The organism is Hymenobacter segetis, from assembly GCF_054776495.1.
Genome location: NZ_BAAHBV010000001.1, coordinates 1,851,542 through 1,863,665, shown reverse-complemented (window position 1 = coordinate 1,863,665; position 12,124 = coordinate 1,851,542). Strand labels below are relative to the sequence as shown.

Below are 12,124 nucleotides of genomic sequence, written 5' to 3'. Positions count from 1 at the left end.
CAACAAGAACAGGCTGGCCACGCCGCCGTTGGCGGCACATACGATTGCGGCCCGGTGCCCGGATGAAAATGAGTTTAAAAAGTATGCCTGAGCCGTTTGCCTAATGCCTGCGACGCACTTAAAAATAAGAAAATATTCGTGGGAATCAACTCACCACGCGCACCACATCGCCCACCCGGATGATGCCGCCCTGCGCAATGTGCGCCGTGAGGCCGCCGTGCCCGCGCATGGCGTTGTAGCCGCCGGGGCCCAGCTCTTCCTCCATGCGCGAGCAGGGGTGGCACTCGCCGGTAATATCGAGAATTACGTCCTCGCCGATGCGAATCTGGCGGTTTTTCAGGGCCAGCAGGTTCAGGCCGCGCACCACCAGGTTGCGGCGCAGGCGGGCCGGGTCCAGCGGTGCATCCAGGCCCAGGTATCCGGCCACGGCCGCCAGATGCTCCTGCTGAATGAGCGTGACCTGCCGCTTGCCGCCCGTCTTGGGCCGGGCGTGGTCGCCGAGCATGTGGGAGTCGGTTTTCAACTCCGCTTCGGGCACTGATACGAGCGGCTCGCGGCGCACCGGGCGCTGGCCAATCCAGTCCAGGGTGCCGGTTTGGGGCAGCGTGGCCAGCAGGCGCGCCACGGTCGATTTATCGTCGCCAAAAAAGGGAAAGGGCATGCGGAAGGGCTAGGGGATTGATTTTGGGGAATTATAACTCGTCGGCCGTACCAAAACCTTCGCGGATTTCGGTGTGTCGAATCAGGCCGCCGAGGTTGCCGGCCCGGGCCAGCAGGCCGAAACTGAGTACGGCCACCGCCAGCGTCAGTAGGGTTACTAAGCGGGCTTTGGGTGAATTGTTCTTCAGCAGCAGCAGCCCGAACAGCGCCAGTGCCGCCGCTGCTTCCAGCACCCAGAAACCCAGCTCCGCCGCTTCTTCGTGGTTGTGGATGAGGGCGCGGCTCACGCGGGGCAGATTTTGGGCGATGGCGGCCGCGCCCTCTCCGGTGAGCTGGGCCGGCAGGCACAGTAGGCCGGCAGCCAGCACGGCCACCAGGCCGGCTTTGGTCAGGTCGAGGTTATGCCTCAGCACGCCCGCCCCCAGCAGCACGGCGGCAAAAAGGCTGCCCACAATGGGCACATGGTTGACAATGAGGTGCAGGTGGGCTTGGTTCATCAAGGCAAAACGGGAAAATGGGCCGGGCTACGGCGGCCGGGGCGCAAAGCTACTCCGGCCCATTGCGGTGCCGGAATCACGCAACCCTTTTTGCCCGGCCACGACTCTCGTTTAATGAACTGCCAGCGGGGCAAAATCGTTATTTCAACAGCCAGCTCCCATGCTTTTGAGCGGGCTGTAGGCAACGATAAAGCAATAAAAAACAGCGCTGCCGTTGCTTGATTACCAGCTCAATTCCTGTTGCGCTAAAATTGATTTACTGCCGTAGCTCCCCCGGTTGCAAACAGGCACTGCAGTTGGTTTTTTGCCCGAAAAGCTGGCATTGCGCTTGCCTTTAGGTTTGAATTAACAGTCATTTCCCTTCTCCTCCTTCGATATGGCTTTCCTCCCTCGTTTCATCAGCCGCTTGGCGGCCCCGCTGCTGCTCGCGCTGCCGCTGGCCCTGGCGGCTCCCGCACAGGCCCAAACCGCCCCCGCGCCCACCGACGTTATCCGCGAAATCACCGATGCTGTGGGCCTCAAAGCCCGTTTCCAGCTGCGGGCCACGCGAGAAGTCGACAACGCCGCCGCCGTGGTCTATGACGGCCAGCGCTACCTGCTCTACAACCCCGATTTCCTGAACGCCGTGAACCGCGCCGGCCACACCGACTGGGCCGGCATCAGTATTCTGGCCCACGAAATGGGCCATCACCTCAACGGCCACACCCTGCGCGCCGGTGGCTCGCAGCCCGCCGATGAGCTGGAAGCCGATGAATTTTCCGGCTTCGTGCTACGCAAGCTGGGGGCCAGCCTGGCCCAGGCCCAGGCCGCCCTGGCTACCGTAGCCGACGATGAGGGCTCCTCCACGCACCCCGGCCGCACGCCGCGCCTCACGGCCATCAGCCAGGGCTGGCAGCGCGCCAATGGCCAGATTGTAGCCAGCGCCCGCACCGCCGCGCCCTCGGCCGCTCCGGCCGTGGTGGCCGCCGCGCCCATGGCCCAGCCGTCCCGCGAAACCCCTGCTCGCCAAGTGCGCCAATATCCCACCATGCCGGCCGATGATGCCGGCCAAATGGTAGCAGTGAGCCAGAACTCCGGCGACGCCGTGCGCCTCGTGGGCCAGCTCACTTTCCGCAACGACCCCAGCCAGCGCTACTACCTCACCAACGCCCTGAAAGTGGTGCGCGTGGACGACGACGACAACGCCGATGTGGTGGGCCGCATCACCCGCACCACCAGCCAAACATTCCCCTTCGTGCTCACCGATGGCCAGCAGCGCCGCCTGTTCATCACCGCCCGCGGCGATGTGTATGACAAAGCTGGCCAGCGCGTAGCCAAGCTACACGATACGATGTAAATCATCTTTGTAGAAAATGGAAAGCCGGTCTGCACACAAGCGGACCGGCTTTTTTGTGGGTTGGCGGGTTAGGTTTTGATGTGCTGTTGTTCCTTCGTGGCCGGTTTACCCATCTCACCGGCCCCCTGCTTATGTCCCAACTCCCTTTCCTGCTCGTCGATGCTTTCACCACCGAGCCCCTGCGCGGCAACCCCTGCGCCGTAGTGCTCGATGCCGACGACCTCAGCCCCGCCCTGCGCCAGCGCCTGGCCCGCGAGTTCAACCAGTCGGAAACGGCTTTCGTGAACCGCGCCGCGCCCGGCAGCACCGAATTCACGGTGCGGTTTTTCACGCCGGCCGAAGAAATCCCGCTGGCCGGGCATCCCACCATTGCCACCGTCACGGCGCTGCTACACGCCGGCTGCGTGGCGCTGCCTGCCTCTGGCGAATCCCTCACACTCACCTTGCACCTGCTGCATGGCCCCATTCGGGTCGATGTGCTGCCGGGTGCGGCCGGTGCGCCGGCTTTGGTTTGGATGACGCAACGCCAGCCCGTTTTCGGGGCCACCCACGCGCCGGAATCAGTGCTGTCCCTCTTCGGCCTCACGCCCGACGACCTGCTGCCCGGCGCGCCTATCCAGACGGTGAGCACCGGCACGCCGCAGCTCATGATTCTGCTGCGCGACCACGCGGCCCTGCGCCGCGCCCACGTCGCCGATGCCGCCGCCTTCGGCCGCTATCGTGCCGAAAGCGACTTTTTCAGCCCGCACCTGTTTTGCCTGGGCGGCGCGACTGCGGCAGGCCACACCTTCGCCCGCCACTTCGGCACCCCGCCCGATGTGTCGGAAGACCCCGTCACGGGCTCGGCTACGGGCGGTATGGCGGCTTACCTCTGGCACCACGGCTATATCAGTTCGCCCGAGTTCATTGCCGAGCAGGGCCACGATATGGGCCGCGCCGGTGCGGTGCAGGTGCGAATCCAGGGTTCGCGCGAGGCTATTGAATCGGTGCAGATTGGCGGCACCGGCGTGGTGGTGCTGGAAGGGGGGCTGCGTGGGGATTTGTAAGAGCAGGGTGCAACCGGGACTGGCTTATTTCTGTTAACAGGCCAGAGAAAGAACGTCATGCTGAGCGTAGTCGAAGCATCTCTACCGCAGCAGTAATCCTTTTGATTGGATTGCGTTGCGCAGTAGAGATGCTTCGACTACGCTCAGCATGACGTTCTATGTCGCATCAGTACTCAGCCCCTAACCCTCAATACTTTCCACAGTGCCCGAACTCCCCGAAGTCGAAACCTACCGCCGCTTTATTGACGAACTGGCCGTGGGCCAAACCATCGCCGCCGTGCAGGTGAACGATGCCCACGTCCTGGCCACGCCCGAAGACCAACTCCGCGCCGGCCTCGTGGGGCGCACCATCAGCGGCACCTCGCGCCTAGGCAAAAACTGCTTTCTGGAACTCGACAACAGCAAAGTCCTCGTCCTGCACTTCGGCATGACCGGCGACATCGGGGCCTACCGCGACGAGCCCGATGCCCCACGTTTCACCCGCGTAGCGCTGCATCTGGACGATTCCGGCCTGCGCCTCGCCTTCATCGACCCGCGCAAATTCGGCCGCATTCGCCTCGCCGAGAGCGCCGCCGCCCACCAGGCCGCCAAGAAAATCGGCCCCGATGCCCTCGCCATCACCGCCGCCGAATTGCAGCAGAAACTCAGCCGCCGCAAAACCCTGCTGAAACCATTGCTGCTTGACCAAAGCATCACCGCCGGCCTCGGCAACTGGATTGTGGATGAGGTGCTGTTCCAGTCCAAAATCAACCCGGAGCGGCTGGGTTCTTCTTTGGTGGAAAAGGAGTTCAAAGCCCTACACGCCGCCATTCAACTGGTATTGAACACGGCCATCGACCACGAGGCCAACTACAAATATTTCCCCAAGTCCTTCCTCATCCACGCCCGCGAGTGGGACGATTCGGCCACGCCTGGCTCAGATGCCCACACCTTTTGCCCGCGCCACCCGAAGGTGAAAATCGAGAAAGAATACGTGGGTGGCCGGGCTACTTACACCTGCCCCAAGTGCCAGCCCGCGCCCGACTCAGTGCATGTTGCCGAGCCCGCCGCCGAGCGCAAAAATGCCTGAGCACGCCCCAAAACCAATAATTAGTACCAGCAGCATACTCAGGAAATAAGGTGCGGCCCCAGGCTCACCGGGCTTGCTGCCCAGGTGCGTGAAACCCAGAATCAGGTTGAACGATGCCTGCCCTAAATAGACCAGCGCGAAAATGAAAGCCGCCGCTTGGTCGACGAGCTTCGCGGCCAGCCCGAATACTATGGCCGCTGCCAGCACGGCCAGCAAGTTATTGCGCACAATGCTGCCAAAGGTAGGAGGCATGATAAGCGGCTAGTTGATTGGCAATTGGTAGTACAAGATATGCCGTAAATCCGATGCTTTGGCCCGCCGATTGGCAGGGTATGGCTACATGCCGCTGTCGCTCACTGCATACTTCCCATGTGCATGTGGGACAGCGAGTAGGCACAGCTGCCCAGCCCAATCAGAAAAATGCCGATGCCGGAATAAATACAACCCATCACCGTCTGACTGCGGCCCATAAACGCCAGCCCGATGGCCGCCAACACATTGAGGCAAAACAAACCCGCCAACGCAAAGAAATAAGCGTAAGCCGTTTCGCCGGGCCGGCCAGTGGTCGCGGCAAAAGCTGCCAGATAGAGCACCAGCATCAGGCCCGCATTGAGCAACAGCGGGCCTCTTACGCTGCCTCGTGTGCGTTCGGGCGGTGGTCCGGGTTCCTGGTTTGGGGCCATTAGATAATCCCGATTCGTTCGGCCCGCAATTCCTCCAGCCGCGCCAGCTTCTCTTGGTCGCGGTAGAAGATATTCATCGTTTCAAACGGAATAATTTTCAAATCCTTGCTTACGATATGAACGCAGGATTTTTTCACGGCCCGCACGTCGAAATTATACGCATCCATGAATTGCAGTATGATAATTCGGAACAGGTTTTCGTAGCCCAGATTGGGGGCCGAAACCTGCGGCAGGCAGCACAGCAATTGGTTGATTTCGGGCACCACCGTATCCACGGTATTGGCCGTGCTGAAGAGCTTGAGCATGTGCTGGCGCAGGCGCGGGTCGCGCTCATACACAATGGTATTGCCGCCGCTCTGGAGCAGCTCGGCGGGGTCCACATAGCGGGTGAGGGGGAATACTTCGCCGTCGATTTTCAGGGCGTAGGCCATGGCCAGCGCGTCGGGGTTGCAGGGTACGGGCAGCAGGTCTTCGGCCGAGAAAACCGGGCTTTGGTCGATGATGCCCTGACGCACTTCGGTGAGCGAAAACGAGTCGGTTTCGGGGTTGAAATTATCGAGCCGCCCGGCCGCCTGCGTGGGCTGAAACGTGACGCCGCGAATGCACTTCTGCTTCAGCGCGTAGTCGATGATTTCGCCCATCTCGTCATCGTTCAGGCCCTTTTGCAAGGTCACGACCAGTGTGGTGCTGAGATTATATTTATTCAGATGCTCAATGGCCTGCTTGCGCACCTCGCGCAGGTCGCGGCCGCGCATGGCCAGCAGCACGTTTTCGCGGAAAGAATCAAACTGCAGATACACTTCAAATGCGCCCGCATACGTGGCCAGCCGCGCCACAAAAGCCTCGTCCTTGGCCAGGCGCACGCCGTTGGTGTTCACCATCAGGTGCTTGATGGGCTTGCGCTTGCACATGTCCAGAATTTCCCAGAACTGCGGGTGCAGCGTGGGCTCGCCACCCGAGATTTGGACCACGTCGGGCTCGCCTTCGTTGGCCACCACCAGGTCCACCATGGCTTCCACTTCTTCCAGGGTGCGGTGCCGGCCGTGGGTGGGACTGCTTTCGGCGTAGCAGGTGGGGCAGGTGAGGTTGCAGCGGTCGGTTATCTCGATGACGGTGAGGCAGCTGTGCTGCTCGTGGTCGGTGCAGAGACCGCAGTCATACGGGCAGCCGAAATGCGTGGCCATGTTGAAGCGGCGCGGCGTTTCGCTGGGCTTCACGTAGTTGCGGATGCTTTTGTAATACTCAATATCGGTGGCAATACGGACTCTTTGACGTCCGTGCTCGGGGCAGCGCTTGAACATGAACACGTTCCCGTCCTCGAAGACGATTTTGGCCTCGATGCGTCGCAGGCACTGCGGGCACAGGCTGAGGGTGAAATCGTAGTAGGTGTAAGGACGTTCGGGCATGGAGCGGAAGTTGGAAACAATTAAGGGAAAAGACCTTTTGGAAGTTGACTGGAAATAGGCGGCAGTGCTAATTAATTCCTGATGGTTTTCGCTCGCTTTTTAAATGAAAGTTGTGGGATGTGCTCTAATATGTTTGTGTCAGGATGTACATAAAATTCTATGAACTCAGGGTTCAAATAAATCTGTGAGTAGTGACTGAAATAGCTGTATGCTTCACCCCGCCAGATAAAACGCTGGTTTTTTTTATTCCAAAGCTTTTCGTCCTCGAACACAACCTTGTCGGCCACGAACCAGAAAATCATTTCTTTATATTCAAGTAATGCTACAGGAATGCGGTTGATTATTTCTGAATATACTTCGTCCCAATCGTTGCCAACTTTGCCGCGTAAAAATCTTACTAATAATCCGTAATTGATTTTGCCATTGTAAAATTTACGACTTGATTTTACGCTTTCAAACTGAGGTAATTCTTCGAGGTCTGATTTGGCCTTTGAATTTCTAGTATCAGCAAAATCTCCACTCTGCACATATTTCCTTTTGCTGCCCGATGTCTTCATCATACTCATCAACCAGCGTTTGTGATATAATTGCATTTGCGTATTTAAAAGGGCGTTTAATGAAATTAAGATTTTTGTAATCTGGATGAGGATGGTGTTGAAAACCAACCCCAAACATAATACCCCAGCCCCGCCACGCACGCCCATTGTATCGCCGTGAGCCCCAGCCCCGGCAGCGCCGCCGTGGGCTTGATGAACTCCACCAGCAGCCGGAATATCAGATAGCCACTCAGAAACAGCTGAAACCGCCGGCCATCGGCCAAAGAAGTGCGCCGTTCCAGCAGCCACAGCAGCAGCGCCAGCGCCCCCAGAAACAGGATTTCGTACAGGTTGGTGGGGTGACGGGCGATGCCATCGCCGAAATTGATGCCCCAGGGCAGGGAGGTGGCGGTGCCGTAGGTGCCATCTTCCAGCCCGCTGAAAAAGCAGCCGAGCCGGCCGATGGCAAGGCCCAGCAGGATGGGAAACACCATCAAGTCGCCGCTGCTGGCCGTTACGCCCAGGCGCTTTTTGGTGAGCTCCACGCCGATGAGGCCGCCCAGGAAGCCGCCCACGATGGTTTTGTTGGTGAAGTAGTAGAGCCAGCCGCCGGGCGGGTGCGCCAGCAACTCGGGGTGCTCCAGCAAGCCCAGCAGGCGCGAGCCGAACAAGGCCCCGGCGGCGGCCCCCACAAAAATCCATTGCCGGTGCGCGTCGCTGATGCGGTCGCGAGTGCCAGTGCGCAGGCGCTGGTAGAGGCGGAAACCGAGGGTGTAGGCCAGTACCTCGCACAGCAGGTGCACGGGTAGGCGGGCAGGACCGAGGGCTAGCTCGACGGGGAAATGCATGGCGCAAGATGCGCCGTAAAACCGATTACCCCGAATTGAAAATTCGGCCCGCCAGAACGACTCTTTGGAGAATCGTTTTAGCGGGCCGAATTTTCAATTCGGGGTAATTGTGGCATTATAGCTCGTTATTCTTAGCGGCGGCTTTGCGGGTGAGGGCCGTGAGGGGCGAGCGGGTAGCGTCCGACTCGCTCTCGAAGCCGGTGCGACGCACGTTGGCCGCCGGGCTTTCGCCGGTGGCGGGCAGGGCGCGGTTCATCCAGCTCAGGATGTCGGTGGTGGTGCCGGGCAGCAGGCCGTGGAAAGCGGCCAGGAATTTGGCCGGGAGGGAGAGAATTACCTCGCCATCGCCACGGCGGCAGGCGTTCCAGATTTGGCGGCCGGCCTGCTCGGCGCTCAGCGTGAAGCCGGGCAGCGAATCGGCAATGCTGAACCAGGCAAATTCCTTTTGCTGCTGGCCCTTGAACTCGGCGTGGTCGGGGCTGCCGGTGCGCAGCAGGCCGGGGCACACGGTAGTCACCGAAATGCCGTGCTGGCGCAGTTCCGCCCGGAAGCCTTCGGAAAGGCCCACCAGTGCAAACTTGCTGGCGCTGTACGGAGCCATGTGGGGCAGCGCCACCTTGCCGCCCAGCGACGAGATATTGACGATGCGGCCCGCGCCGCGCTTCCGCATACTGGGTAGCACGGCCTGCATGGCATGCAGCGGAGCCCAGAAATGCACGGCCATCGAGTCCTCGAAATCGCGCGAGTCCATGTTGTCCAGCGGGCCGGCGGTGATGATGCCGGCGTTGTTAATGAGCACATCAACCGGCCCGAGGCGGTTTTCGACTTCGGCCACCATGGTGCGCACTTCCACTTCGTTGGTGATGTCGCGGGCCAGGGTGAGCACGTCGGCCTCGGCCGCGCCGGCCATGAGCAGGTCCTGGCGGGCGCGAGCCAGCTCGGCCTCATCGCGGGCGCAGATGGCCACGCGGGCACCCTCGACCACGGCCTGGCGGGCCAGCACGAGGCCCAGCCCGCGCGAGCCGCCGGTGATGAGTACCACGCGGCGGCTCAGGTCGTAGGAGCCGCGACGGTTGCCCCACAGGGTAAGGGCCAGGGTAGCCGCGCCGAGGCCGGCGGCCAGCAGCCAATTGGATTTGGAGCGTTTGGCGTGTTTCATGCTCAGTAGTATGGCAAATGGCCGCGAAAGGTTGCACTGCTGGCCCGGGAGGCCCGAATTTTCGGGCGGCGCTGGCACGAAAGATGCGTGGCAGGGCGTTCGGCACGAAATGAGCCGGGCTTTTGGCCGATATTTACTCCGTCATAGCGCTATGTTGCCGGGCGCTGTTTTTTGCTTTTTCGCTTTTCTATGAAATTCTTGTTGCTCTCGCCGCTGCTGGCCCTGGCTTTGTTGTCGGCGGCTCCGGCCGCCCACGCGCAGGCCACCGTCAAAACCAAGGTGAAGCCCGCCGGCCAGCCCAGCGTGAAAACCAAAACCACTGTGCCCGATGAGCCGCCCGTGGTTTCACCACCCGATGCCGTCATCGATGGCAAAGCCAATGCCCTCACCACCAACATGCAGCAAAACCTGGGCCTCACCCCCCAGCAAACCGAAAAGGTGCGCGTCATCAACCGCCGGGCCGTGGAGCAGGTCGAAATCGGCCGGCTACGCTATAAATCCGACCCGCGCAAGCTGGCCGGCGTGGTAGAAAGCGCCGGCCGCTCGCGCCTCGAAGCCCTCAAGGACGTGCTCAACCCCGCCCAATTCGGCAAATACCAGCGCAAGCGCGAAGAGAAAATGGGCGTGCCCAACGTGCAGGGCGTGCAGGGCAACGCCGCCCCCGGCCTGGGCAGCGGCGTGCCTGGCGGCGAGTAGCAAAGTAGCGCGAACTTTTAGTTCGCGTCCCCGGCGGAAATCCGAATGATGTCCAAACGGCGCGGGGACGCGAACTAAAAGTTTGCGCTACTATCGTATTACTGCTTCTAAAAGCGTCAGATTCTCAAGAGTCTGGCGCTTTTTTGTTGCCTCACTCGCATCACAACTGCCGCCCCCGGCGTATTCCTGCCCATGACTCCATCCCCGCCGCCTGCCCCAAACCGCCTCGTCGCCCTCCTCGCCCGCGCCGGGCTCGACTGGTTTCTGCTGGCGCTGCTGGGGGTGGTGGCACTGGCGTACTTCGCGCCGGGCCTGGGCAGTAAGGCTAGTCCTGTGCCCTGGCACGACATTACCACGGTGGGTGTGGCGCTGGTTTTCTTCTTTTATGGCCTGAAGCTGAGCTTTGAAAAGCTGCGCGATGGCATGCGCAACTGGAAGCTGCACACGCTGGTGCAGCTCAGCACCTTCGTGCTGTTCCCAGCGCTGGCGCTGCTGGTGCGGCCATTTTTTGGAGCCGAGGGCGGCGAAATGCTCTGGCAGAGTATCTTCTTTCTGTGCGCGCTGCCCAGTACGGTTTCCACATCGGTGGTGATGGTGAGCATTGCGGGCGGCAACCTGCCGGCGGCTATTTTCAACGCCAGTATTTCCAGCCTGCTGGGCATCGTGCTCACGCCGCTGCTGTGCAGCCTCTTTCTACATACCGGCACGGGCGGCGGGCAGCTCTGGAGCCTCGGGGTGCAGCTGCTGTGGCAGGTAGTACTGCCGGTAGGGGCGGGGGTGCTGCTCAATTCGCGCTTCCACGCCTTCGCCGACCGCCATAAAGCCGCTCTGCGCGTCTTCGACCAGGTCACCATCCTGCTCATCGTTTTCACCGCCTTCTGCGATTCCTTTGCCGATGGCATTTTCAGCCGCTACCGCCCGGCCGATGTGTTCAAGCTGGGCGCGGGCATGGTGGCGCTTTATTTGGTGGCGTTTGCCGTTATCTGGGGCCTGAGCCGTGCCCTGAAATTCCCCCGTGCCGACCAAGCTGTGGCCGTATTCTGCGGCTCGAAAAAGTCGCTGGTTCACGGCAGCGTGATGGCCAGCTTGCTATTTCCGGCCAGCGCCGCCACCGGGCTCATTCTATTGCCGCTCATGCTGTACCACGCCTTACAGATTATTATGGCCAGCAGTATGGCGCAGTATTTGGGCCGGCAGGTGGTGGCGGTTGAGCCTGAACCTGTGACAGTAGCCAGAGCTCGATAGCACCAAAAAAACGTCATGCTGAGCGCAGTCGAAGCATCTCTATCGCGCAACGCAATCCATTCGATTGAATCACTACTGCGGTAGAGATGCTTCGACTGCGCTCAGCATGACGGGCTCTCTTTGTTGCCTACAGAAGCTACGCTCCCAGCTTCTCCCCAAAAAACGCCAGCGTCAGTGCCCAGGCTTCCTTGGCTGCTTCGGGGTGGTAGCTCGGCCGCTCATCGCAGTTGAAGCCGTGGTCGGCGTAGGAAATAACGGTGTTGATGTAGGGCTTCTTCGCCACTTCCACCGCCTCGATTACCTGGTTAATCTGCTCTTTGCCGATGTGGGCATCGAGCCCGCCCCAGAAGAAAAGGTGCGTGGCGTGCAGGTCCTGGGCGCGGTCGGCAATGGTGTGGGTGCCGCCGCCGTAGTACGAAACGCCCGCCGCCAGCGGCAGCACGGCGTTGGCCAGAAACGACACCCGGCCGCCCAGACAGAAGCCGATGCTGCCAATTTTGTCGGCCTTCACCAGCGGCTGTGTCGTCAGCCAGTCGTAGGCCGCCTGCAGGTCCGAGGTCAGGTCGTTGTTATTGATGGCGCTGTAGTGCGGCATGGCCACGCTATTAAAGTCGGAATAGGCAATTTCCAGGCCCGGCGCGGCCGTGCGATGGAACAGCTCGGGCGCTACCACGGCGTAGCCGGCCGCCGCCAGCCGGTCGGCCACGCTGCGGATGTGGTGGTTCACGCCGAAGGCTTCCTGTAGCAGAATGATGCCCGGCACGGGGCCGGTGCTGCTGGGGAAAGCCACGTAGGCGCGCATTTCGGTGCCATCGGCCACGGCGAGGGTGACGAAGTTCTGGTCGCTCATAGTAAAGGAATGGGAGATAGTTCGGCCCTTAACAGCTGAGCGGGCAATTGTTCATCGCGCCGGCCCGGCCAGCGGGCTATTCCGAACCGGATG

General features: G+C 61.0%; 13 protein-coding genes. 5 read left to right on the top strand and 8 right to left on the bottom strand.

The window, feature by feature from the left end; genetic code table 11:
• Positions 1–145 precede the first annotated feature (145 nt).
• Both ACYU70_RS07785 and ACYU70_RS07780 read right to left on the bottom strand, forming a co-directional pair.
• The gene (locus ACYU70_RS07785; RefSeq protein WP_342295404.1) at positions 146–661 is read right to left on the bottom strand and encodes an MOSC domain-containing protein; all 516 of its coding nucleotides are present in this window, start codon (positions 659–661) and stop codon (positions 146–148) included.
• Positions 662–692: 31 nt separating this feature from the next.
• Complete coding sequence (locus tag ACYU70_RS07780) at positions 693–1,160, bottom strand: hypothetical protein (protein ID WP_460615956.1); 468 nt, start codon at positions 1,158–1,160, stop codon at positions 693–695.
• 373 nt (positions 1,161–1,533) lie between these two features.
• On the opposite strand from ACYU70_RS07780, the gene ACYU70_RS07775 reads away from it, so the two are divergent.
• From ACYU70_RS07775 to mutM, 3 genes are all read left to right on the top strand, one after another.
• On the top strand, positions 1,534–2,493 hold the full coding sequence (locus ACYU70_RS07775) for a M48 family metalloprotease (protein WP_342295402.1): 960 nt from the start codon (positions 1,534–1,536) through the stop codon (positions 2,491–2,493).
• Between the two features lie 131 nt (positions 2,494–2,624).
• On the top strand, positions 2,625–3,539 hold the full coding sequence (locus ACYU70_RS07770; RefSeq protein ID WP_342295401.1) for a PhzF family phenazine biosynthesis protein: 915 nt from the start codon (positions 2,625–2,627) through the stop codon (positions 3,537–3,539).
• A 202-nt stretch (positions 3,540–3,741) separates the two neighbouring features.
• Positions 3,742–4,608 carry a DNA-formamidopyrimidine glycosylase gene (gene mutM, locus ACYU70_RS07765; protein ID WP_342295400.1) on the top strand — a complete coding sequence of 289 codons (867 nt, stop codon included), beginning with the start codon at positions 3,742–3,744 and terminating at the stop codon, positions 4,606–4,608.
• Here the strand turns inward: mutM and ACYU70_RS07760 are convergent.
• The 5 genes from ACYU70_RS07760 to ACYU70_RS07740 form a co-directional block, all read right to left on the bottom strand.
• Complete coding sequence (locus tag ACYU70_RS07760) at positions 4,564–4,860, bottom strand: hypothetical protein (RefSeq protein ID WP_342295399.1); 297 nt, start codon at positions 4,858–4,860, stop codon at positions 4,564–4,566. The two genes, mutM and ACYU70_RS07760, sit on opposite strands and share 45 nt — an antisense overlap.
• Positions 4,861–4,961: 101 nt before the next feature.
• Positions 4,962–5,291, bottom strand: coding sequence for a hypothetical protein (locus tag ACYU70_RS07755; RefSeq protein WP_342295398.1), 330 nt, complete (start codon positions 5,289–5,291; stop codon positions 4,962–4,964).
• Complete coding sequence (locus tag ACYU70_RS07750) at positions 5,291–6,697, bottom strand: radical SAM protein (RefSeq protein WP_342295396.1); 1,407 nt, start codon at positions 6,695–6,697, stop codon at positions 5,291–5,293. The genes ACYU70_RS07755 and ACYU70_RS07750 overlap by 1 nt, the downstream gene beginning before the upstream one ends.
• A 622-nt stretch (positions 6,698–7,319) precedes the next feature.
• Entirely contained in the window at positions 7,320–8,081 is a 762-nt protein-coding gene (locus ACYU70_RS07745; RefSeq protein WP_342295395.1) for a prolipoprotein diacylglyceryl transferase, read from the bottom strand.
• A gap of 115 nt (positions 8,082–8,196) precedes the next feature.
• Positions 8,197–9,240: an SDR family NAD(P)-dependent oxidoreductase gene (locus ACYU70_RS07740; protein ID WP_342295394.1), complete on the bottom strand. Its 1,044-nt coding sequence runs from the start codon at positions 9,238–9,240 to the stop codon at positions 8,197–8,199.
• A 189-nt stretch (positions 9,241–9,429) separates the two neighbouring features.
• Between ACYU70_RS07740 and ACYU70_RS07735 the strand changes: the two genes are divergently transcribed.
• Positions 9,430–9,936, top strand: a complete 507-nt coding sequence (locus tag ACYU70_RS07735) for a hypothetical protein (protein ID WP_342295392.1) — start codon at positions 9,430–9,432, stop codon at positions 9,934–9,936.
• Positions 9,937–10,128: 192 nt separating this feature from the next.
• The gene (locus ACYU70_RS07730) at positions 10,129–11,181 is read left to right on the top strand and encodes a bile acid:sodium symporter family protein (RefSeq protein ID WP_342295391.1); all 1,053 of its coding nucleotides are present in this window, start codon (positions 10,129–10,131) and stop codon (positions 11,179–11,181) included.
• Between the two features lie 136 nt (positions 11,182–11,317).
• Here ACYU70_RS07730 and ACYU70_RS07725 read toward each other — a convergent pair whose 3' ends face one another.
• The gene (locus ACYU70_RS07725; RefSeq protein WP_342295389.1) at positions 11,318–12,031 is read right to left on the bottom strand and encodes a dienelactone hydrolase family protein; all 714 of its coding nucleotides are present in this window, start codon (positions 12,029–12,031) and stop codon (positions 11,318–11,320) included.
• Positions 12,032–12,124: the final 93 nt, after the last annotated feature.